20 protein-coding genes are annotated in these 23,229 nt (G+C 40.1%); 12 read left to right on the forward strand and 8 right to left on the reverse strand.

Features of this window, described 5'->3' with window-relative positions:
- Position 1 precedes the first annotated feature (1 nt).
- Positions 2-442 carry a hypothetical protein gene (locus ABEG20_RS00550; RefSeq protein WP_406825473.1) on the reverse strand — a complete coding sequence of 147 codons (441 nt, stop codon included), beginning with the start codon at positions 440-442 and terminating at the stop codon, positions 2-4.
- Positions 443-638: 196 nt separating this feature from the next.
- Between ABEG20_RS00550 and ABEG20_RS00555 the strand changes: the two genes are divergently transcribed.
- From ABEG20_RS00555 to ABEG20_RS00570, 4 genes are all read left to right on the forward strand, one after another.
- Positions 639-1,484, forward strand: a complete 846-nt coding sequence (locus tag ABEG20_RS00555; RefSeq protein ID WP_406825474.1) for a metallophosphoesterase family protein — start codon at positions 639-641, stop codon at positions 1,482-1,484.
- A 13-nt stretch (positions 1,485-1,497) separates the two neighbouring features.
- Positions 1,498-2,334 (forward strand): hypothetical protein, encoded by an 837-nt coding sequence (locus tag ABEG20_RS00560; protein WP_406825475.1) that lies wholly within the window; start codon positions 1,498-1,500, stop codon positions 2,332-2,334.
- A 23-nt stretch (positions 2,335-2,357) separates the two neighbouring features.
- Positions 2,358-4,169 (forward strand): SMP-30/gluconolactonase/LRE family protein, encoded by a 1,812-nt coding sequence (locus ABEG20_RS00565; protein WP_406825476.1) that lies wholly within the window; start codon positions 2,358-2,360, stop codon positions 4,167-4,169.
- Positions 4,170-4,291: 122 nt separating this feature from the next.
- Positions 4,292-4,795 carry a hypothetical protein gene (locus ABEG20_RS00570; RefSeq protein ID WP_406827378.1) on the forward strand — a complete coding sequence of 168 codons (504 nt, stop codon included), beginning with the start codon at positions 4,292-4,294 and terminating at the stop codon, positions 4,793-4,795.
- A gap of 113 nt (positions 4,796-4,908) precedes the next feature.
- Here the strand turns inward: ABEG20_RS00570 and msrA are convergent, their stop codons facing one another.
- The 3 genes from msrA to ABEG20_RS00585 form a co-directional block, all read right to left on the reverse strand.
- Positions 4,909-5,397: a peptide-methionine (S)-S-oxide reductase MsrA gene (gene msrA / locus ABEG20_RS00575; RefSeq protein ID WP_406825477.1), complete on the reverse strand. Its 489-nt coding sequence runs from the start codon at positions 5,395-5,397 to the stop codon at positions 4,909-4,911.
- Between the two features lie 959 nt (positions 5,398-6,356).
- Positions 6,357-7,232: a hypothetical protein gene (locus ABEG20_RS00580; protein ID WP_406825478.1), complete on the reverse strand. Its 876-nt coding sequence runs from the start codon at positions 7,230-7,232 to the stop codon at positions 6,357-6,359.
- Positions 7,233-7,236: 4 nt separating this feature from the next.
- Positions 7,237-8,484 (reverse strand): YdcF family protein, encoded by a 1,248-nt coding sequence (locus ABEG20_RS00585; protein WP_406825479.1) that lies wholly within the window; start codon positions 8,482-8,484, stop codon positions 7,237-7,239.
- Between the two features lie 325 nt (positions 8,485-8,809).
- Between ABEG20_RS00585 and ABEG20_RS00590 the strand changes: the two genes are divergently transcribed.
- The gene (locus tag ABEG20_RS00590) at positions 8,810-12,091 is read left to right on the forward strand and encodes a SusC/RagA family TonB-linked outer membrane protein (RefSeq protein WP_406825480.1); all 3,282 of its coding nucleotides are present in this window, start codon (positions 8,810-8,812) and stop codon (positions 12,089-12,091) included.
- Between the two features lie 10 nt (positions 12,092-12,101).
- Positions 12,102-13,631, forward strand: a complete 1,530-nt coding sequence (locus ABEG20_RS00595; RefSeq protein ID WP_406825481.1) for a RagB/SusD family nutrient uptake outer membrane protein — start codon at positions 12,102-12,104, stop codon at positions 13,629-13,631.
- A 409-nt stretch (positions 13,632-14,040) separates the two neighbouring features.
- On the opposite strand, the gene ABEG20_RS00600 is transcribed toward ABEG20_RS00595, so the two are convergent.
- Positions 14,041-14,658: a helix-turn-helix transcriptional regulator gene (locus ABEG20_RS00600; RefSeq protein ID WP_406825482.1), complete on the reverse strand. Its 618-nt coding sequence runs from the start codon at positions 14,656-14,658 to the stop codon at positions 14,041-14,043.
- A gap of 123 nt (positions 14,659-14,781) precedes the next feature.
- Between ABEG20_RS00600 and ABEG20_RS00605 the strand changes: the two genes are divergently transcribed.
- The 4 genes from ABEG20_RS00605 to ABEG20_RS00620 all read left to right on the forward strand — a co-directional run bounded on the left by ABEG20_RS00605 (position 14,782) and on the right by ABEG20_RS00620 (position 19,023).
- Positions 14,782-15,951 (forward strand): hypothetical protein, encoded by a 1,170-nt coding sequence (locus ABEG20_RS00605; protein WP_406825483.1) that lies wholly within the window; start codon positions 14,782-14,784, stop codon positions 15,949-15,951.
- On the forward strand, positions 15,941-16,768 hold the full coding sequence (locus tag ABEG20_RS00610) for a HEPN domain-containing protein (protein ID WP_406825484.1): 828 nt from the start codon (positions 15,941-15,943) through the stop codon (positions 16,766-16,768). Before ABEG20_RS00605 ends, ABEG20_RS00610 begins: the two co-directional genes overlap by 11 nt.
- Positions 16,769-17,400: 632 nt before the next feature.
- A complete protein-coding gene (gene kduI, locus ABEG20_RS00615; protein ID WP_406825485.1) occupies positions 17,401-18,240 on the forward strand; it encodes a 5-dehydro-4-deoxy-D-glucuronate isomerase in 840 nt (279 codons plus the stop codon).
- Between the two features lie 18 nt (positions 18,241-18,258).
- Positions 18,259-19,023 carry an SDR family NAD(P)-dependent oxidoreductase gene (locus ABEG20_RS00620; protein WP_406825486.1) on the forward strand — a complete coding sequence of 255 codons (765 nt, stop codon included), beginning with the start codon at positions 18,259-18,261 and terminating at the stop codon, positions 19,021-19,023.
- A gap of 160 nt (positions 19,024-19,183) precedes the next feature.
- On the opposite strand, the gene ABEG20_RS00625 is transcribed toward ABEG20_RS00620, so the two are convergent.
- The 3 genes from ABEG20_RS00625 to ABEG20_RS00635 form a co-directional block, all read right to left on the reverse strand.
- Positions 19,184-19,810 (reverse strand): carbonic anhydrase, encoded by a 627-nt coding sequence (locus ABEG20_RS00625; protein WP_406825487.1) that lies wholly within the window; start codon positions 19,808-19,810, stop codon positions 19,184-19,186.
- 391 nt (positions 19,811-20,201) lie between these two features.
- Positions 20,202-20,810, reverse strand: coding sequence for a hypothetical protein (locus ABEG20_RS00630; protein WP_406825488.1), 609 nt, complete (start codon positions 20,808-20,810; stop codon positions 20,202-20,204).
- Positions 20,811-21,136: 326 nt separating this feature from the next.
- Positions 21,137-21,772, reverse strand: coding sequence for a Crp/Fnr family transcriptional regulator (locus ABEG20_RS00635; RefSeq protein ID WP_406825489.1), 636 nt, complete (start codon positions 21,770-21,772; stop codon positions 21,137-21,139).
- Between the two features lie 78 nt (positions 21,773-21,850).
- On the opposite strand from ABEG20_RS00635, the gene ABEG20_RS00640 reads away from it, so the two are divergent.
- Together ABEG20_RS00640 and ABEG20_RS00645 are read left to right on the forward strand one after the other, a co-directional pair.
- Positions 21,851-22,546 (forward strand): HAD family hydrolase, encoded by a 696-nt coding sequence (locus ABEG20_RS00640; RefSeq protein ID WP_406825490.1) that lies wholly within the window; start codon positions 21,851-21,853, stop codon positions 22,544-22,546.
- Entirely contained in the window at positions 22,543-23,190 is a 648-nt protein-coding gene (locus tag ABEG20_RS00645) for a CatA-like O-acetyltransferase (protein ID WP_406825491.1), read from the forward strand. The genes ABEG20_RS00640 and ABEG20_RS00645 overlap by 4 nt, the downstream gene beginning before the upstream one ends.
- The last annotated feature ends 39 nt before the right edge of the window (positions 23,191-23,229 follow it).

Below are 23,229 nucleotides of genomic sequence, written 5' to 3' on the forward strand. Positions count from 1 at the left end.
ATTAAGCCTTTTTTAAGCGGTTAAAAACGGCTGCCGTTACCAGTCCGCCTAAAACGTACCAGGCCACCGTTAATATCTTTGTTTGATCCGTTTTAGTAACCGGGGTATCATCTAATCCCAATTGATCGGGGATGCTTATTGCGCCCAGGCCAGCGGTAATGCCTGCAATTGCACCTTTCAGATAAATATTTTTTCTGTCTCCCAAGCCAATGGCGCTATAATATAACCCGTTGCTGATGAGATCACCGGCAAGGGTGGCCAGATAAAGATTGTTGCCACGAGGTGCGTCAAGGTTTAATTTGTTCATCGATTTCGACAGGGCCTGTTCGCCCAAAAGGTCGATCCTCGGTGCATCTGGATCTAGCTGTCTGGCACTTTCATGCAATATATTCAAGGCTGCAGCACCTGCAAAGCCAGCGATTAACGATTTAAGCAGTTTCATAATAACATAATCCCTGCAAGTGGTAAATTGTTTTATCGGGCTAAACATTATGCCTAGAACAGCTGTTTCAGATCTTTTTCTGTTATAAATTTGATACACAGATAGGATTCTGTTAACCTAATGATAACATGAAATTTATGTTTAAGAAGCTTGTTCAGCCTAATATTGGGCTTTAATACAAACATATTTTATCCTTATGTCTAACAGACGGTTTTTCCTGAAAAATGGTCTGGCTGCTGCGGTTGTGGCCAGTATTTCGCCGGTGTTATCCTCATTTGCAGATGAACAGCACCCGGTTTCTGCTAAATCTGGTAAAACATCCAAATTGCGTTTCGCCATCGCATCCGATGGTCATTATGGGCAACCTGGCACCGCATATAAACTAAACCACGAAAATATCGTAAAGTGGTTAAACGAAGCACATGATAAAAACCCCTTAAACTTTGTCATCATCAATGGAGACCTGGTACATGATCGTCCTGATTTGCTGCCAGAAGTGAAAAATAATTATTACGATAAACTCAAAGTTCCTTTTTATGCCATACCGGGTAACCATGATCATGCTGATGCCAAAATCTGGCAATCGGTTTTCGGTTATGAGGATAACTTTTCTTTCGAAAAAAATGAAGTAGGGTTTGTATTGGCTAATACTTCTGATACAAAAGGGACTTATTTATGCCCTGATAATGATTTTTTAAAACAGGCACTAGATAAATTTAAAAACCTGAAAACTGTTTTTGTGGTATTGCATATTCCGCCACATTTTTGGGTGCCGGAAAGCCCTTTTGTAGAATGTACAGATACGATTAAGCTGCTACATAGTTATCCAAATGTAAAAGCTGTTTTTCACGGCCACGACCATAGTTTAGATGCTGTTTTTTATACCGGTAAACTCCCACATTTTTTTGATGCACATATAGGTGGAAACTGGGGTACGGCCTATAAAGGTTACCGGATAGTTGAGGTTGATGAAAATGATAAGATCCAAACTTACCAGGTAAATGCCAGTGGCTCGCCATTGTTAAACGAAACGAAATTCTAAAAATATCCATTAAATGAAAAAGACATTTTTGATGCTCATCTTTGCCGGCGTCATATTAAACTGTGCAGCTCAAAAGATAAGTGAAACCAAAACCGGGGTTAAAGTGGGAACGGATGCAGCTCAGCCTTTTCTGTTTTCTTTAAATACCTTAACTGCAGAGAACCCACGTTGGAATATCCATTATTCGGGTAGTTACGGAGAAAGAACCAGCGGACAATTCGGATATGATGGCTTAGGGCAGCAGTTTGGTCTTAAAGGATATTTAGGCAGCAGGTTTACCTTGTATGCAACAGCGGCAATTGGTTTTGCTAATTCGGGAGGCATCACTTCTGCTCAACAGGCTGAAGTAAGAGATCTGGTAGGTGGTAAAGATATTGCTGGTTTTAGGCTTGGTGCAGGTTTAGGGGTGAATAGAGATTGGTCGGGTATAGGTGCTGCGATCAGCCGCATGACTGCTTCGTTTGACCAGGCAAACTGGAGAATAGCGGGTAACCTTCGCTTCGAAAAAGCATTCGATAAAACAAGGGATAAACTTGATTTTATCACCAGTTTTGGCTTTCAGCACCGTGTTTCCAGCGTATTGTATCTTGGATTCGAAGCTTTAGGGCAGGATTTAGAAGGCTTTTGGGAAAAAGACGAGGCAGAAGGCGGCACAAAGTTAATGATCGGGCCATCAATCAACCTGGAACCCAACCAGTCTAAACTGTCTTTCTCTATTTCTGGAGGACCTGTTTTTTATGCAACCCGTAGTAATGTCATCCCGTCAGAGGCTATTAGGGAAATTGGTTCTGTCGCCTCAGGGAATGGCTATACCATCAGGGCCCTCGTTAATTTTAATCTTCATCGCTAATCTGCATTGTTCAAATTAATAAAATGAAAAAGTCATACCTATTTATATTATTCTGTTTCCTGTTTATCCAGAAAGGATTTGCACAATGGCCTGGAAAAAATGAAAGCACCCAGCAAATTTTATTGCCCAATGGGTGGAAACTGAGTCCGGCGGGTTATTCCCTGCAACTGGGCGATCTGCCTTTAAACATGCAGTTAAGTCCTTCGGGTAAATACCTTGCGATAACCAATAACGGACAGAGCACACAATCGCTGCAATTGGTAGATCCTAAAACAGAAATAATTATCGATGAAAAGGTGCTGAGCAAATCGTGGTACGGAATTGCTTTTAGTAAAGACGAAAAACACCTTTATGCCTCAGGAGGTAACGACAACTGGATCTTGGATTTTAATATCGTAAACAATAAACTCGGCAAGAGTGATACCATTACTTTGGGGCCGGTTTGGCCAAAGGGTAAAATATGTCCTGCAGGCATTGTGGTAAATAAGAGTAACAGTAAATTATTTACCGTTACCAAAGAAGATAGCGCTTTGTATATCATCGATCCGGCAGCGAAAAAGATTTTAAAACGGGTACAGCTTCCTGCTATTGCGTATAGTTGCGCATTAGGTGCTGATGAGCGAAAATTGTATATTTCGATTTGGGGTGGAAAAGCAGTGGCAGTTGTTGATCTGCAATCAGAAAGCATTGTTCAGCAGATTCCTGTTGGCGATCATCCTAATGAATTATTGATCAATAAAAAGGGTAATATGCTGTATGTAGCCAATGCTAACGATAATACAGTTTCGGTGGTAAATACCCTTAATAATAAAGTAATTGAAACCATTTCTACCACGCTTTATGCCACACAGTTAACCGGTTCTACCACCAACGGTTTGGCTTTGAGTAGCAATGAAAAAACTTTATACATTGCCAATGCAGATAACAATTGTTTAGCTGTGTTTGATGTAAGTCAACCAGGACTAAGCCAGAGTCAGGGTTTTATTCCGGTAGGCTGGTACCCAACAAGTGTAAAGGTTTCAGGGAATAAAATTTTGGTCACCAATGGTAAGGGAAATACTTCAATGGCGAACCCGAAAGGGCCACAGCCCATTTCGAAAGTAGATAACAGCGATTACCATATGGGAAGTACCGCTAATAGCAGGCTGCAATACATTGCCGGTTTGTTTAAAGGTACGTTATCCTTGATCGATGCACCAAACCCCGAGCAATTAAAAGTTTATACCAAACAAGTTTATATCAATACCCCGTTTACCGATAAACGCACGGTTATTGCAGATGGTGAAGCCGGAAATCCGATTCCCAGAAAACAGGGCGAAAAATCGCCAATCAAACATGTTTTCTATATTATTAAAGAGAACCGGACGTACGATCAGGTATTGGGCGACATAAAAAAAGGCAACGGCGATTCTACATTAACCCTTTTCGGGCGCAAAGTGACACCTAACCAACATGCTTTGGCGGGGGATTTTGTGTTACTTGATAATTTTTATGTAGATGCTGAAGTAAGTGCGGATGGACACAACTGGAGCATGGCCGCTTATGCCACAGATGTAGTGGAAAAAACCTGGCCAACCAGTTATGGCGCGCGTGGTGGCAGCACTAATTTTGAAGGCGGCAGGCCGGTAACCTATCCAAAGGGAGGCTTTATCTGGGATTATTGCCAGCGGGCAGGAATAAGTTACCGCAGTTATGGTGAATTTGGTTCTTACGCTAAAGCCAATATCAAATCTTTACAGGGGCACATGTGTCCGGCTTCTCCGGGTTTCGATATGGATATTAAAGATCAGGTGCGTGTAGATGCCTGGCAGCACGATTTGATTCATTACTGGTAGCCGGTGCGGTACCGCAGTTTAATACTTTACGCATTTCAAACGATCATACCAGTGGACAGAAGAAAGGTAAATACTCGCCACAGGCTGCCGTTGCAGATAACGATCTGGCAGTAGGCCGAATCATTGAACACCTTTCGCACAGTAAGGTTTGGAAGGAATCGGTTGTATTTATCCTGGAAGATGATGCACAGAACGGACCAGACCATGTAGATGCGCACCGTTCGCCGGCTTATGTAATCGGCCCATATGTGAAAAGAAATGCAGTGTTGCATACCATGTATTCTACATCCGGCTTTTTGCGCACCATGGAGCTGATTTTAGGTTTACCGCCAATGAGCCAGTACGATGCTGCTGCCATGCCTTTGTATGAGTGCTTTACAGCTAAGCCAGATTTTACGCCATACAATGTTTTACAGCCCCTTATCGATTTAGATACCAGAAACGTTGCGGTTAACGAAAGCAGTAAACGTTCTGAGCTTTTTAATTTTGCCAAAGAAGATTCGGCGCCCGATTTAGATTTAAATGAAGTGATATGGAAATCAGTTAAAGGTGAACAATCGGTAATGCCTGCTCCGAAACGCAGTGCTTTTGTGATTTTAGAGAAAAAGAAAAAAGATGATGATTAATTGTCGGTGATGATCTCAGATTCAACAAAAAGGCAATTTTCTCATAGAAAATTGCCTTTTTATATATGTTTTGAAATTAACGCTACACTCCAAACTCCCAGCTCCAAACTAATTTAAAGCTTCCAGTCCGGTCTTTCGAAATGGCAGGTATAACCGTAAGGGTTTTTCTGTAAATAATCCTGGTGTTCTTCCTCTGCATTCCAAAAATCGGTTTCCGGTACTACCTCGGTTACAATTTTGCCCGGCCATTTGCCTGAAGCATCCAATTCAGTAATTAATTCTTCAGCGGTTTTTCTTTGTTCGTCACTATTATAAAATATGGCTGATCGGTACGAAGTGCCCACATCATTTCCCTGCCTGTTGCGTGTGCTCGGATCGTGAATCTGGAAAAAGTATTCCAATAATTTGCGATAGGTTAAAACAGTTGGATCAAAGGTAATTTCAATGGCTTCGGCATGTGTGCCATGGTTCCGGTAGGTGGCATTGGGAACATCGCCACCAGTGTATCCCACAACTGTTGAGATCACGCCAGGGTAATGACGGATCAGTTCTTCTACTCCCCAAAAGCAGCCGCCTGCAAGAATGGCTTTTTCAGTATTCATATATCTTTCCTCTTTTTGATTACATAAAGATACGGCGAAGATGTGTAAAAGGAAAGTAAAGAAGGGTCGCCGTTTAGTTGTATGTTTTAGTGGATAATAACACATGATCGGATAAGCCGCATTGGTGTCATCCTGAGCGCAGTCGAAGGATCTTTTGCTACATCAAATTACATGGTCATATATTCCTCACATGGTTAAACACATCCAGGGTCTTCGACTTCGCTCAGACTGACAAATTTAGGTAACCGCACGCTTATGTTTTGGAGCGCAAGGCCTGTATATAACACTAAGTTTCTTCCCGTCTTCCGCTTTTACGCTTCGCTGCCTCGTACCTCGTTGCTGCAGGGTAACGCTTCAGCCGGGGCTAAGTGGCCATAGTAGTATTTCATGGTAGAGATTGCAGGGTGCATCAATCTTTGTTCATAAACTCATTCATTTCGGTCGGTGCGACACCAACCGATAGGATAAGCCGCTTAGTGTCATCCTGAGCGTAGTCGAAGGATCTTTTACTACATCAAATTACACGATCATATATTCCTCACATGGTTAAACAAATCAGGTTGTTCGACTTCGTTCAGACTGACAAATTTAGGCGACCGCAAGCTTATGTTTTGGAGCGCAAGGCCTGTGTTAAACAGGGGAGGGAGTTCCCGTCTTTTGCTTTTACGCTTCGCTGCCTCGTGCCTCGTTGCTGCAGGGTAACGCTTCAGCCAGGGCTGATAGGTTAAGGTAGTTTTTCATTTGTGAGGTTGCAGGTTGCACAAGCCCTTGTTCCTAAACCCGATTGCAATGCAAAGCCCGTAAGCGAGGTACGAGTGCGGACTTGAAATGGAAAGCGGGACTGCAAACCGCCAAGAACCACTAGCCCTCCATTTCCCAATTTTGAATATACAATGTCGGTCGGTGAGACACCAACCGGTAGACGACATGTTATTTATTGCTGAGCTTAGCACCAAACGCTAACCGCCAATCGCGAAATCCATAAAACTGACATTGTTTTTACGAGCAGAGCTTACGGCAATTCCTTTGCCGGCCTGATCTGTAAAGGTAAAACCTTCCAGTTCATCCAGCTTGTTGGTATCTATCACTTTGATAACAGTTTCGTGACCGCTATCAATTGATTTTTCCAAATTAAGAAAGGTCAGTCTCCATTTACGGCCCTCAATTTGGTTCTGGATTAAAACCAAAATACCTTTATCTGCAATCCAGTGTAGATTTTGGACCCATGGTGAGCAGGTGAATTTTTTAAAGAGAATTCCCTTTTCACTTGTTTTATCAGCTTTTGATAAGGCTATTGGGTTGTATAATCGTACTTCATTAGCTTTATTGCCATAATCGGCCGTTGCTACAAACCACTTCCCTTTATAATTTACATATTCTGGTCGCGTACCCTGGATACATGCATCATCTTCAATGGATTTTATCAAATTTCCGTCCAATGTTTTCGTCTTTAAAAAACCTTGCCAGTTGATGCAGTTAATCACCGCTTTCCAAGCGGTGCCTGCTGCATTTTGACGTACCGAATTACCCACAAATGTGAGTAAACCCTTATGGTAGGCTATCCCGGTAGGGTGTTTGATGATATTTTCGCCTTTAACGGTGAATTGGTATTCTTTATTTAGGTAAATCAGGGAATCTTTCCGGAGCTGATATTCGCGCATTACGCCCACTTCTCTGTCGCCGTAAAGAAAATAACAGCCATTTTGGCGAGAAATCCCCTGACATGCACCTAATGAGTCGATTGTAACTGTTTTCGTGATTTTTCCCTCCGTTTTGCTGTATCTGGCCACAAAAAACATCAAGATCAGTACTAAAATTGGGTTTAATGTTTTCATCAACTTAAGGATCTAGCGGTTCATCAAAATCAATTTGTAAGGATGTTGTATTTAAGTAGAATTCAGATTCGGTATCACTTAAACGTTTTCCGTTTTTATAAGGATAGTAGCCGAGTTCCTTTTTACAGCGTTCGAGCAGGATATCGGTAATGTAGTAACTTTGCGATTTTACGGTGCAAACCATCCCTGCTTTATCTATTGGCATACCGTACCTGAACATCAGTCTGGCGCAGTTACGAAGATTAGTGGTGGTATGGCGGGCGTGCGGTTCCATAATAATGGCGCTTTCGGGTATCTGGAGAACTTCCATTAAAAACTTTTTCATTTCATAAGCTTCGCTGAACTTGGTTTTATAGGGATGTACCCGCCCGCCAGATACTACAATAAATGGTGCTACGCCTTTTTTATATTGTAAAGCGGCTAACCTGCAACGGATCATGCCGCCAGCACTTAAGGCTACTTCTTTTTCCTCCGGACCAGCACCTGGAACCAGGATTACGCTATAAGGATATTTTTTCCAGTTTGTTTTTTTGATCTGGTTAATGGCGGCAAAGTTTACGCCTTTAGCCATCGGTTCATAATCGGCGGCATCATTGCGTTCGTTCAATTCTAAAGCTTCCTGTGCGAATAATAGGGCAGGTTCGAAAAAGAGCTTCGTATTGCCCTGCAGCGATAACAATGCACTGGCAGAGGTAAGCTCTGCAAATGCTTTATCTGTTAAACTGAAGCTGATCGAGTCTATTTTCGGGTAATTGGGTTTGTTACCCTCTACATAAACGCCAATCGCATAATTTATGGCATTGGCATCTTGTTTCCATGCTTTAACTAAAAAGGCTTTGTGTTGTTCTTTGGCAAACATGGCATAACAACCTGAGGGGATCAGATGATTTTTTACCAAATCTCCCAATGGATTATTTTCTGTATAAAGCAGTGCCAAACGGTTTCCAATACGGGCTATTTCTTCACTGTTGAATTTTAAAGCGTTGGCATAACAACTAATATCTGTTTTGCAGGTTTTCACCGCTTCATTTACCTGTTTGGTTTTTGATTTATAGATGTTGCTGAACGCCGTATCTGTACTGAGCATTTTGCGCAGTTCGGGCAATTGCTGAAAAAGCGTAAGCAGGTAATAATTTTTGTATTGTACTTCGTTTCTGGTCTTAATTAATTGATAAGATTGCTGCGGTGCATCCTGTGCAGCTAAACCTGTGTAAAACAGGCAGAGCATAAGGAAAGGATAGAGGGATTTCATCGAAAAAGTTTTGGAAACAAACTTAAAGACCTCCCATTAAAGAAACATTAAGAGGGTGTTATGCTTTAATTCCTCAATAAACCGATTTAGGTGTTGTTTAATATGGCTTAATGCTAATTTAAAGTACATGTTGTGATTGGTGTGAAGAGTTAACGCAGGGGATACATCGTGTTAAAAATACACTTATACTTTTGCCGCTGTAGAACGCTCCGCGAATTAACCTGTTAACGATAAAGGATAAGCCTATGTACATGTGAAAATCTACGCTTCTACTTAAAAACACAAAACCCAATTATATTTCAAAACCATTACTAAGAACAAAAAGATGACATCATTTTTTTTAACCGCAGGTATAAAAAATACCTGCCGGAAATTGCTTTTGCCTTTAGGCTTACTGGCCATCTGTAATTCAGAAGCAATAGCAATAAACCACGGTATGCCTGCCTCAGGGTTATACCGTAAAACATTTGCTTCGGTAAGTGGAATAGTTACCGACCAAAACAACCAACCTTTACCAGGTGTTAGTGTCTTCGAAAAGAAAACAAAAAAAACGACAGTTACCGATGCTAATGGCAAATACGCTATTTCGGTTGAGGATGGGGCAATTTTAGTATTCTCTTATATCGGTTATGATAACCAGGAAGTTGCTGTTAATGGACGCCAGAATATTAATGTTATTTTAAAAGAAAGTAGCAATACCTTAAATGAGGTTGTGGCCATTGGTTACCAGAAGATCAGAAAATCTGACGTAACAGGTGCGATTAGCAGTGTTAAGGCCAGCGAAATGAATCTAACTTCTCCTACGGTTGGTCAGGCATTGGTGGGTAAGGTTGCCGGTGTACAGGTATCACAAACCAGTGGTGCGCCATATTCTGGTACTAAAATCAGGGTACGGGGTATCGGTTCTATCAATGCCAGTTCTGATCCCTTATACGTAATTGATGGTTATCCGGCAGGGAATAATGTATCCATCAATCCGGAGGATATCGAAACCATCGATATTTTAAAAGATGCGGCTTCTGCTGCCATTTACGGTTCGAGGGCATCGGGTGGGGTTGTATTAATTACGACCAAAAGGGGTGCAGATGGAAAAGGAAAATTTGAATATGATGTTCAGGGTGGTATTTCTCAGTTAGCTAAAAAAGTAAAACTATTGGATGCCAACCAGTTTATCCAGCTTTTAATTGATGGAAGAAACAACGCTTATAAAGATTTATGGGTAAACTCGGGGAAAACCTGGAATGATGCCATGTTCAGTGATAATAATGCTACCCGAATTGCCAATGTAGGTAATGGAAGTAGTGTAAGCATTCCGGCCGATCTTTATAATTTCAGCACACAACAGGCTATTCCGGCAACCTACAATACCGACTGGCAGGATGAACTTTACCGCAATGCCGCTTTTCAACGCCATAACCTTTCCTTTTCGGGTGGCACTAAGGATATAAAATACTTTTTAAGTGGCGGCTACCAGAATAATAATGGTATTGTAACCAATACCAACCAAAAGGTAACCAACTTCAGGGGCAATATAGATGGCAAAGTGAGCGAGCGTTTACGTGTTGGCGCAAATATTTCCTATACGCAGAACGATAACCGCGAGGTGAGGGAAGGCCGCTACGATTTAAGCCCAATGATGTCGGCTTTGATTTACCTGCCTTATCTGCCGGCAAGGGATGCCAATGGAAATCCGATCCAGTTTGGTATGGGTGCTTTAGCTTCTCAATATGGTATCCAAAACCCTGAAAATCCTTTAGCTACAGTTGAACAGGTAAAAATTACCAGAAAAGGGGCAAGAAGTACTTATAATGCCAACGCTACTTATAAAATACTGGAAGGATTAGATTTTAAAGCCAATTTAGGTACACAGACCTATAACGAGAAATATGATTTTTATCTGCCAACCAGTTTAAGCAATGGTAATAATCCGCCTTATTCCACCGCCTCGATAACCGCAGCGAATGCCGTAGCGCAAACCCTTAGCCAGGTAGATCAGCTTGGTGAGTTTACGCTAAACTACAATAAAACCTTCGGTAAGCATAAAATTGATGTGCTTGGCGGATATTCTGCACAAAAAACAACAAGTGATCTGATCAGGATTGCTGCCAGCGGTTTCCAGAATGATAATATTGGCGAAATTACCGATAAAGGTGCTGATGCAGGCTTTTTAACTTTAATAACCGATGGGTCAAATAAAACAGCTAAAGCCACCAATACCTTACTTTCTTATTTTGGCCGTTTCAGCTATAACTATGCCGGCAAATACTTTTTAACCGGTTCGTTCCGCCGCGATGGTTCATCCCGGTTTGGTCCGTTAAATAAATATGGTAACTTCCCTTCTGTTGCTGCAGGCTGGAACCTTTCGGATGAAAGTTTTTACCGGGATTTTCTTGGTGAGCAATCTACAGTGAAGTTGAGGGCAAGCTGGGGTTTAAGCGGAAACAATAATATTCCAAACTATAGAACTTCGCAGGAAATGAGTGCAACAAATGGTGTTGTATTTGGTAGCGCGATATCTACTGCCATTTGGCCAAATGCCATTCAAGATCCGAAACTGGGATGGGAATCTACTTCTCAATACAATTTTGGTACCGATATCAGCCTGTTCAAAAACCGTTTAAATATCATTGCCAATTATTACCTAAGTTATTCTTACAACCTTTTGTTCAATCAGCCAGTTTCCGGAATTTCAGGTACTTCATCTATACTGACCAATCTGAAGGATAGCAAAATCCGAAATAAAGGCTTCGATTTACAGCTGGACGGAAGAATTATCCAAAACCAGGATTTTACATTGGGCCTTAGTGGAAACATTGCCGTTAACCGTAACAAGGTACTAAACATGGGAGGTGCGAGTACGATTTTAACCAATGGTGCAGAACGTTCCTATTTAACACACATCACACAAGAAGGTCAACCGGTAGGGATGTTCTACGGATTTAAGGCTTTGGGTAGAATTACTGCAGATAACCTCGGTAAGGTTGCCCCGTCAGCAGCTTCAACCAACCCGGCAAAAATTGGTGATTTATATTTTCAGGATACGGATGGAAATGGTATTGTAAACGATGCAGACAAAACGGTTATTGGTACGCCATATCCTAAATTTACCTATGGTTTTGCAATAAATACCACTTATAAAACCTTCGATTTAAGGGCATCATTCAATGGATCGTATGGAAACCAGGTATTAGATGGACAAGATTACTACCTGTATAACTTTGAAGGTTCTGGGAACCAATATGCAGAGGTGGCCAACCGTTACCGGAATGAAGCCAATCCGGGCAGTGATTTAAACTATCGTGCATCGCGTGCAGGTACACAAAGTAACAGTACACGTTTATCTTCTTTCTACATTCAGGATGGATCTTACTTCAGGTGTACCAACATTACTTTAGGCTATAGTTTTCCTAAAACGCTCGCAAATGCCATCAAAGTGAGCAACGTCCGTGTTTATGCCAGTGTTGATAATGCTTTTACGATCACTGATTATAAAGGTTATAACCCAGAGGTTGATTATAATGGAGGCGCTAACCTTACCCCGGGTGTTGATTATGGAAACTACCCATTGGCAAGAACCTATAATCTTGGTATTAGATTAACTTTTTAAAATTCAAAACATGAAAAAAAATATTTATATTATTTTAGCACTGGCTGTTGTGGTTGGCCTTAGTGCTTGTAAAAAGGATTTTCTGGATCAAAAGAATCCAAACGCAGTAGCGCCCGAAAATTATTTTAAAACGGAAAATGATGTTTTACTGGCCGTAAATGGTGCTTATCAATCATTGAGAAGCAGTAACACTATGGGCGAGAACAGTGGTTTATTTACCGATGAACGCTCTGATGATACCGGAAGGAATGATAATCAGAGTAATTCTGGTGAACCTTTCCAGTTTAACGATTTTTCCCTGTTGCCCAGTAACTCCTACTTAAAAGCACACTGGTTGGCACTTTTCAACGCAATTACCCGAAGCAATGTAATTTTATCCAATATTGATAAAGCGAATTTTACCACCCAGGCCAATAAGGCAAATTACGCTGCAGAAGCTAAATTTATCAGGGCAATTATGTATTTCGAACTGGTACGGAAATGGGGTGCGGTACCATTGGTAACAAAACAATTATCAACTAATGAAGAGGTTCTGCCCTTTGTTTTCCGTACTCCTGAAGCAGATGTTTACAATCAGATTGTAGCCGATTTAAAAGACGGGTTAAGCAGTACGTTACCTAATTTTCAGGCAACAGCAAATATCGGCAGAACATCTAAAGCGGCCATTAATGCTTACCTGGGTAAGGTTTATTTAACCATGGCGGCCACCCTGCCAAACAATAAGGCAGAAAACCTTGCCAATGCCAATACCTACCTAACGGCGGCTTATAATATGAAAGCTTTCGGCAGCCTTTCTGAAATTCCCTATACTGATGTTTTTGATGTGGCCAAGAAAACTACCTGTAAAGAACTTATTTTCCAGATCTCTTACAAACAGGGCGATATTAATTACAGCTCGAGCATTGCTGCAAACAACCAGGCAAAAGGCGAAACCATTAACTCCTTAAAAGTTTCTACCGGTGTTGGTGGTAATGTTACGCTCGATCTGATTAACGAGTATGAAGGAAACGATTTAAGAAAGAGTTTCTCTGTGAAATATGCAAATGATGCCACTGTGAAAGACTGGTTTATTACCAAGTTCCGTGATGCGAGTGAATTTGCTACTAAAAACGGTTATGGTGGTAACGATTGGATTTTAATGCGTTATGCCGATGTAATTTTAATGCTGGCCGAAGTAAATATGCTGCAGGGTAATGATGCCCAGGCTATCCAATACCTGGATATGGTTAGGGCGAGAGCGGGTATGCCATTATACGCAGTAGCCAAAACAGATGCTACCTATGCGGCTAAATTCCCAACCTTAAAACTGGCTATTTTGCACGAACGTAGGGTAGAATTTGCTTTTGAGCACCAAAGGTGGTTCGATCTGATCAGGAATTTTACTGCTGCAGAATTGGTTACGTATTTAAAAGCAAAACCACAATCTGCTTTCGGTATTGCAAAACTGGCCAATGTAACCACAAAAGACAGGTATTACCCGATTCCTTTTGATGAGGTGAAACTGGACCCGGTTAAAATGTACCAGAATCCTGGGTATTAGTTAAATCCTAAGGAAGTCAAGTTTTTAAAACTTGACTTCCTTTTTATAAAGCGTTTTCAGTTAGCAGTTGGCAATTTTCAGTTTTCAAGCAATTGAATCAGAAAATAATCACTCTTGTTAGGTCCTGAAACAAGTTACCATTGACTGAATCCATTAGTGCGGTCGTCATCCGATAACAATCGGATCTCGCGCATGAGGGAATCTTAAAGCAACATAAAAAACTGCAAAGGCATTACGATTATTCATAACACTTTGCATTTATCAGGTGGCATTGATGAGCACTGCGTGGTTCCCATCCGATAGCCATCGGATCAAGTTGGGAATGACGATATCTCCCGCCTTTTCCTCTTCCCCACGATTGTTTTTCAGTTAACTGTAAACTATTAATTGAGAACTGTCAACCGTTTCTCTAAATAACATTCCTCGTAATTTTTCCCTTAATGATATAAAGAGACAGGATATTCTTTTTACTGATTACCGTGTCGCCGTTAAAATTTGGGTTTGAAGAACGGAGGATGAGTTTGGTATCATCAGTGTGCTGAAAAATGAGTTTGATGGTCCGTAAACTGTTACTGTCTTCATCTGTCATCACCACATATGCCTCTCCCCATTGTAAAATTTCGTAATTGGTAATTTCTTTTATCGCTATAATTTCGCCTGCCGCATATTGAGGATGCATACTATCGCCATACACCGGTAAATAGGCTGTACAATCGTTAAAAGGCAGGTAATTGACCAGGTATTCTGCCCGATGCTCTTCTACCATGTGCTCTTTAGCATCCGATAGGCTCATATCGAAATAGGGAACACCCTCCCTGCTTTCGCCTACAGCTGGTCTCTTTTTGAAAAAAGGTTCGCCAATTCCATCTTCCAGCCAGGTTAAATTGACGTCGAATTTCATTTCTAACCTATCTTTAATAGCATTGGATACATGAACCCTTCCTCTTAAAATATCTGATAAAGAACCCTGTTGAATATTCAATGCAGCAGCAAAATCCTTCTGAGTCTTAAAATATAGTAATTCCATTAACCTTTTTAAGCGCTGATTTTCATTCATAATAGATGTTGGTAAGTTTTTTGAATTAATTATAGTTTAACTATATTTTTTGCTAAATTCGTTAGCTAATATAATCATTTAAAAATATACGCTATGAACGAGAACCCGAATTTTAAAAAAGAAACCATGGCATTTATTGATGCGATTGAAAGTTTTTTTTCTACAAATGGTGTAGATTATCATTTAAATTTTCTAAAAAACTGGTTAAACCCGCCCCGTAACGAATTCGATTTTTCGCCCCAAAAGCACCCCGCACAGCTGTTGGTTTTTTACGAAAAACTGGTGCCGCTTTTCGATTACTCAGATTTGGTTTTTAACCATATTGAAGCTGATAAAGCATTTATAGAAGCAATTTCGGCTGATGAATGTGGTGTAGAACGCGAAATGGTACTGCTTGAGTATTGTCCGAAATTATTGAGCAGCGGAGAAGTTAAAAATCCAAAACTTACCTTTCTTGATATTTTCCTGTTTTTTCAATCAGATACCTATAAGCTGGTTTACAAAGAATGGCTGTTGGCAGCACTAGAAAACAACCTTGATCTGGATTGGGATCAGTATGTTGCGGCGTTTTACGAAAACACCAAAAAAATGCTGGAGGCTTGCTGGCTCATACACGAAAGGATCATTACCAGAAATAGTTTTAAAAGTATCGATCGCTATTATCATATGGCCATATTCGAAAGTACATCGCCACTGGCTTTTGAACAGGAATTATTTCACGATCCATTTAAAGTAATAGAATTCTTCTTTAGCCTCGATAATCTTGGCGGGCATAAAACTTATTTAAAAAACTGGTATAAAGCTGCCCTGGCTGAAGAGAAATGTTTGAGCGATGTGGCCGATTATTTTTTCCTTTATAACCAGTTTACCAAACTGCTAAATGCCGGTTTTTTGATTATGGCCAAAAAATTAACGTATCAGGGTACCCCGCCAAAAAGCCTGATTGCTGCTTTAGATCAATCTAAAAACAGCGATACCCATAAAAGTCTGTGCGAGGTAAATACACTGGCTGCCGTGCATATCGAAAACCCTTATCTGTTTGTGACATCTTTTTTTATTCCCGGAAAAATCAAGCAACTGCGTTTAGGGCTCCTGGAATGGTTTTATGCGGCATTTAGTACCAAAAGCAGCATAAAATTACTGGATAAGGAATTTTTATTTGAACAGTATGAATCTATGTTAATGATTATGGAAGCTTTTTTTTTAATCATTACCAATCCTCCATTGGCTGAAATTGAAGAGAGGTACTATTATGGGGAGTAAATTTTTTAACCCAGAACATGCAGCGTTAAAGGATGGAAAAACCTTGCGTTTGTTAAAAGACATTATGGCTGCGGTACCCGTTCAGTATATTTATCTTCATAACCACTTTTTGGCCGATAAGACCGCGCAGGAAATGCTGATTATAGTTTCATTTAAACATATACGCATTTTGAATGAATTAACGCCGGTGTTAAATATTGTATTTAACGGGCAAATAGGATTGGGTTATCGGGTTTTCCACGTACATGAGGTAGAGCAGGCCCTGTTGGAGGGAAGTTTGTTTTTTTACTATGCCACCGCTGCACAAAATTGTTTATTTAGTAGGTCTGGTCTTTTTCTGGATGGCGGCAAGCCTAAGCTTATTGCAGATCAGGTGAGTGCCAGTTACCGGCACGGAATTGACAGGGCCAATAAATTTTTAACGGGTGCTACCTTCTATTTTAAACAGCAGAACTTCGAATACTGCACTTTTATGCTGCACCAGGTTTTCGATCTGATGTACCGGGCCATTGAAACTCTGGTCATGGGCAAAGATAAAAAAACACACCGCATCAAAGTTCATCAAACGTATATTAAACCCTATGTAAAACCACTTTCAGCATTATTTGATCACAATGAGGAAGAAGTTAACCTGTTGCATTTGCTGGATGAGGCCTATCTGGCCGTAAGGTATGAAAACAGTTATGTTATTGGTGAGCAAGATTTGTTACACCTGTTTGAAAAAGCAGATTTATTGTATGTGGTTGCAGAACAGGTTTATCAGCGTATCATGAACAATCATTTCGATCAACAGCGGAGCACGATAGATGCGGGTTAAGTGTTAAAACAGCATATTAAAAGCATTCATCTATTTAATTGGAAATTTAGGGTTCGATATTTCTTCGGCAAGAGCAGTCCCGTTATTCGCTTTATCCCGATAGAAAAAATCGGGATGCACGCTACTACCGGGTTTATGCGCAGCGGTTTTGTAAAAAGCAAATGAAGGTGAATGTTTGCTGATTAGGCACCTAATCGATAATAATAAGGTATGCCGTGCCACTTAGACCCGATTGGAGTGAGCACGAGCCCGATATTTCATCGGGTGAAGTAAAACGGAAAGCGGGAAGAAACCTGAATAGTTGCACAGAAACCTGCTCTCCAAATACCTAAAAATAACATCGGTTTTGATACTAAACCCTATGATAAAGAAATGAAATAAAATTATTTGCTACCCTTTGGTCTGTTCAGTTTCATTTCCTTCGATTTTTTTAACCTTAGCTTTACCTGCTGACCATAAATTTTGGACTGGTTCGCCTGCACCCAGGATCAATTTAAAAGCCTGGAATACAGAAACCATACAAAACACTATAAAGTTGATTATTAATACCAATAATACATATCGTATAAATATATTTGCGGATAGGATCTGGTATCAGTTCATATCTTATCGCAAAACTCAATTTTTAACCAATGAATAAATTCGAAAGCCGTTACGCCCAAAGCCCCAAAGAAGTTAAACAAATGGATACCGCAGCTTTGCGGGATAACTTTTTGATTGAAAACGTATTTGAAGCCAACCAGGTAAACCTCACCTTATCTCATTTCGATAGATACATTGTGGGGGGTGCCATGCCGGTTGATCAGAAAATTGCATTGCCAAACCCTGATGATTTAAAAGCGAACTACTTTTTGGAGCGCAGGGAGCTGGGGATCATCAATGTTGGAGGAAAAGCAATTGTAACAGCCGATGGGGAAACATACGAACTGGATTATAAAGAGGCTTTATATATCGGCAAAGGTACAAAAGAAGTTTTTTTTGAATCTGCCACTCCTGGCGAAGCTGCAAAATTATACATCAATTCTGCCCCCGCGCACCATAGCTATCCTACTAAAAAGGTAAGCAAAGCTGAAGCGGAGGTTGTAGAGTTGGGTACACCTGAAACAGCGAACCATAGAATAATCAATAAATTGTTAGTAAACAGTGTATTGCCAACCTGCCAGTTGCAAATGGGGATGACCGAATTAAAATCGGGCAGTGTTTGGAATACCATGCCGGCACACACACACGACAGAAGGATGGAGGCCTATTTTTATTTCGAGGTTCCAAAAGGGCAGAGTGTTTGCCATTTTATGGGTCAGCCGCAAGAAACCCGCCATATCTGGATGCAGAACGATCAGGCGGTTATTTCGCCAAACTGGTCTATCCATTCTGGAGCGGGTACCAGTAATTACACTTTTATTTGGGGTATGGCCGGTGAAAACTTAGATTATGGCGACATGGATCACTGTGCCATTACCGAACTGAAATAATTTATTTAAGAATACATCATGGCTAACATATTTAATTTAGCAGGTAAAACTGCATTAGTAACCGGTTGTAAAAGAGGGATCGGAAAAGCCATGGCTTTAGCTTTGGCTGAAGCAGGTGCCGATATTATCGGTGTTTCTGCAAGTTTAGAACTGCAGGGCAGCGCTATTGAAAAGGAAATTTTAGCGCTGGGCAGAAAATTTTATGCTTACCAGTGCGATTTTGGTAAACGCGAAAATACTTTGGCTTTTGCCGCTCAGGTAAAAACTGATCACCCTGTGATCGATATTTTGGTAAATAACGCCGGAACGATCTTGCGCCAGCCAATTGCTGAACATTCAGACGAATATTGGGATGAAGTAATTGCTGTAAACCAATCGGCACCATTTATTCTAACGCGCGAAATAGGCAGGGAAATGATTGCAAGAGGAAGTGGAAAAGTAATCTTTACGGCATCATTGCTCTCCTTTCAGGGCGGTATTACCGTACCAGGTTATGCAGCGAGTAAAGGTGCAATTGCATCTTTAACCAAAGCTTTTGCAAATGAGTGGGCATCAAAAGGTGTAAATGTAAATGCGATTGCGCCTGGATATATTGCAACCGATAATACTTCTGCCTTACGCGAAGATCAGGATAGGAGCACTTCTATATTATCTCGTATCCCGGCTGCAAGGTGGGGCACACCGGAAGATTTTAAAGGGCCAACCATATTCCTGGCCTCAGCGGCCAGCGATTATGTTCATGGAACAATTTTAACCGTTGATGGCGGTTGGATGGGACGGTAGGTTAGTCCTTAGTCTTAAGTCCTTAGTCTTTAGTTATGAGTTGGGCGTTTGGAGTAGTGAGTCGTATAATACTCCAAAACCCAAACTCCCAGCTTTTTAAAACCCTACTGGTTTTCAATGCACCTTGGATTCTAAACGCTCAACGCCAAGCGCTTAGCTATTAATAAAGATTATAAATCTCCTTAATGTCCTTCAGAATAGCTTCAAAATCAATTTTAAGGTCGATTAATTTACCGGTATGGATATCGAAAACCCAACCATGTACGGTTATGCCACGTTTGGTGATTGCTTCCTGAACCGCTGCCGTTTTTAACAGGTTCACGCATTGTTCCTGAACATTCAGTTCTACCAGTCTGTTGTAACGCGTGCTTTCATCCTCAATGGCGTTTAACTCATCTTTATGGATCCGGTAAACATCCCTGATATTCCTCAGCCATGGATTGAGTATGCCCATATCTGCAGGTTGCATTGCCGCTTTAACACCACCGCAGTTATAGTGACCGCAAACCACAATATGGTTCACTTTCAAATGGCGCACAGCGTAATTTAAAACCGTCATTACGTTTAAATCTACGTTGTTTACCAGGTTGGCCACGTTACGGTGCACAAAAGCCTGTCCTGGTTGTATACCCATTAAATCTTCAGCCGTAACACGGCTATCTGAACATCCGATATACAGAAACTCCGGACTTTGTCCTTTAGATAACTCGGTAAAGTAATCAGGATCAATAGCCAGTTTATTAGCGATCCATTTTTCATTGTTCTTAAAAACGTCTTCTACATTCATATTGTGGTCTAATAGCTTTTTTGGATAAATAAATTATTATTAAGCCGTTGTTTGTGCAGGCGTAATACTAAAAAAGATCTCCTGATTTGGCAAGTTATTCGTCTGTAATTGTTGCGTTAAGATTGAAATAAATATGCACCCTTCAGGTTTCTTTTATAGAGTGATTTAACAAATTTTATCCGGAAATGTTTAAGATTTGGCAGGTTTTTTAGGAAACCTCTGGAGCGCACACCAGTGTGATCAGTTTGGAGTATTGCTCACTGATGATGTGAACTTTAAGTTAGGAATTGATATCTTGATTGAATGGCTATCGGGTGGAGCGCAATGAAAAGATTTCTCTACTTCGCTGCGCTCCGCTCGAAATGACGACTAATTGTATTAGTCTAATATTTTAGCTCGCAACCGCAACCGCATTTTTGTTGATGTGGTTAGGCAGTTCTTCAAGCGTATATAAGTTAACTAATGATTCTCTCAACACATCTTTAGCATCATACCACACATTTTCTTGGGTAAAATGGCAAATGCCGCTGGTTAGTTCTGTAATAATTGCGCCAATCAATGTTGCAAAATGATTTTCGAATACATCTCCGGAATGGTATTTCAGAGAGAATACTTTATTGTAATTTTGTAGTTTTGCTTCAACCGCTGCACTCAGTTTTACAGGTTTTGCAACCTTTCTTTTTTTCTTTTTGAATAAACCAAGAATTTTTTGGACGATACTCTGTTTAATGATTTTTTCTTTAAAAAGCTTTTTCTTATACGCTTTCAAATCGAATGATTTAAGCGCAACACTAAAATTCAACTTTAAATTATTTTCGTTAAATATTTCCAGGCTTGGTTTGTCCCATTTAAAAATGATCGGCAAACTTCCGTTCGGATTTCTGAACGAAAAAGAAGAATTAATATCCAGAACGTTTTCATGTTCATTTAAACGTTTTAGAATTGTTGGAATAAGATCGTCTGTTAAAGAATTGGTGTAGATGTTAATATAAGCGCTCATGTTTAATTAAGATTATCTGAATCAATATATTGCAAAAGTCTTTTTGACCCATGCTTTTTTATTTCAATGATAATTAAGGATATCATTACATTGCGGAGTATTCTAATTTTATAGATAGTGCTCCTTCATATTGATTAACTTGGAAATCTTAAAGTGGGTTGATAATCATTCTGTTTCATTTGTATGTGGTTTTGTGTATGGCAATATTTTCCGCGAAATGGCGGTTTTTAAATTTAACTGCTTAAACGGATCGAAATGCGAAAGCGCTACAATTAATTTAAAATATCTTATGTGCAATAATTATACCACAAATACCGTTGGTTTAGTTAATTTTCCAGCAGCTTTTTCATGCTGTTTAGTTGCAGTGTATTTTTTAATTCGGCTGTATCGAAACCTCCTTTAGCTATTACCTGTTTTAAGCTTCTGTTAAAGCTTCTTACGGAAATGCCCAGATAGGCAGCCATGTCTTCTTTGGAGATGTAAATATGCTCATCAGCCTGTAGTTTAAACAATTTCAAAAGTGCATATTCTAAGGTGTATAACTGCTGGAAGGATGCGCGTGTACTGGTTTGTATAATTCTGGTAGACAATTCCTGGAGTAAGAGTGTAGTGAATTCGCTACTTTTGTTAATCAAAGAAAGAAAAAGATGATGGGGTATAACATAGGCCGTGACCTCACTAATTGCAGCCACATTGCAGAGGCAAGTAATCTTTTTTAATGCTTCTAATTCGCCAACCACTTCGCCCTTACCTAAAAATTCGATAATAAAATCTTTACCGTTCTCTTCAGAAATAAAACATTTACTGATGCCATCTTTAATGATGTAGATATTGCTGATTTTTTCGCCCTGTTCAATAAATCGATACCCTGCTTTAAAGTTTTTGAGCGTAATGTCTGCCTCCTTATTTTCAGCGCAGAAGCGTTCAATAAAAGATAGGAAAGTAAGGTTGGTGCGTAGCATATTTATTTAGTCGAGACAAATGTCCTTTTTTGAAGGTTGTTGTTGCTTTACTTTTGTGTTGCTAAAGTAAGCATAACCATGAAAAATCAAATTACTGTAATTGCTTTTGATGCGGATGACACCCTTTGGGTAAATGAGCCCTATTTCCGCGAAACCGAAAATCAGTTTGCAGGCCTTTTAGAAGATTTTATGCCACACCATAACATCCTGGCCGAACTTTACAAAACGGAAATAGCCAATTTGCCACTGTATGGTTATGGCATTAAAGGTTTTGTATTGAGTATGATCGAAACTGTTTTAAAAATAACAGCAGGTAAAATAGACCCCATGGTGATTAATAGGGCAATAGAATTAGGGCAGGAAATGCTTAATAAACCAGTAGAGTTACTGGATGGGGTAGAAGAGGTGCTGAAGGTATTACATGGGAAATATAAACTGGTAGTGGCTACCAAAGGTGATCTGTTAGATCAACAGCGGAAACTGACGAAATCCGGACTTGATCACTATTTTCACCATATTGAAATTATGAGTGATAAACAGGAAAGAGATTATCAAAAACTGATCAAACACCTGGATTGTAAGCCTGAAGAATTTTTAATGTTGGGTAATTCCTTAAAGTCAGATATTTTACCTGTGTTGAATATTGGCGGACATGCAGTTCACGTCCCTTTTCATACTACATGGGTGCATGAACATATCGATCATACCATTGAGCATGCAAATTTTTACCAGATGGAAACACTAGCAGAAGTTTTACCAAAATTATTGGAATGAAAGAAAAAATAGATATAGACAACTGGATCAGAAAAGATCATTTTAAATTTTTTAGCACCTTCGAAGAGCCTTTCTTCGGTGTAACTGTGGAATTAGATTGTATGGCTACCTATAAAGAGGCGAAAGAAAATAACGTTTCCTTTTTCCTGCTTTACCTGCATAAATCGCTGGTGGCCGCCAATCAGGTAGAGTATTTTAGGTACCGCATAATTGATGGTGAAGTTTGGAAATATGACACCATACACGCTGCGGCAACCATTAACCGTCCCAACGGAACTTTTGGGTTTGGTTATATGGATTTCCATGAGGATTTTGAAGATTTTAGAGTGGCCGCTAATCAGGAAATTGAGAAAGTAAAGGCCAGCAATGGTTTAATCCCATCCTTATCAGGCGAAAATGTAATCCATTATTCGGCACTGCCCTGGTTAAATTTCACATCTTTATCACATGCCCGCAACTACGCTTTTCAGGATAGCTGTCCTAAAATATCTTTTGGTAAGCTAAGAAATGAAAAAGACAGAAAGATAATGTCGGTTTCGATACATGTAAACCATGCGTTGATGGATGGATTTAACGTTGCCCAGTTTGTTGATCGCTATCAGGCGTTGTTAAATAACAAGGCAATTAACGCATGTGTAGTCTAAACCCTTAAGGAGCTAAACCTAAACGACATTTAATATCCG

The sequence above is a fragment of the Pedobacter sp. KACC 23697 genome (genome assembly GCF_045348445.1).
GTDB lineage: Bacteria > Bacteroidota > Bacteroidia > Sphingobacteriales > Sphingobacteriaceae > Pedobacter.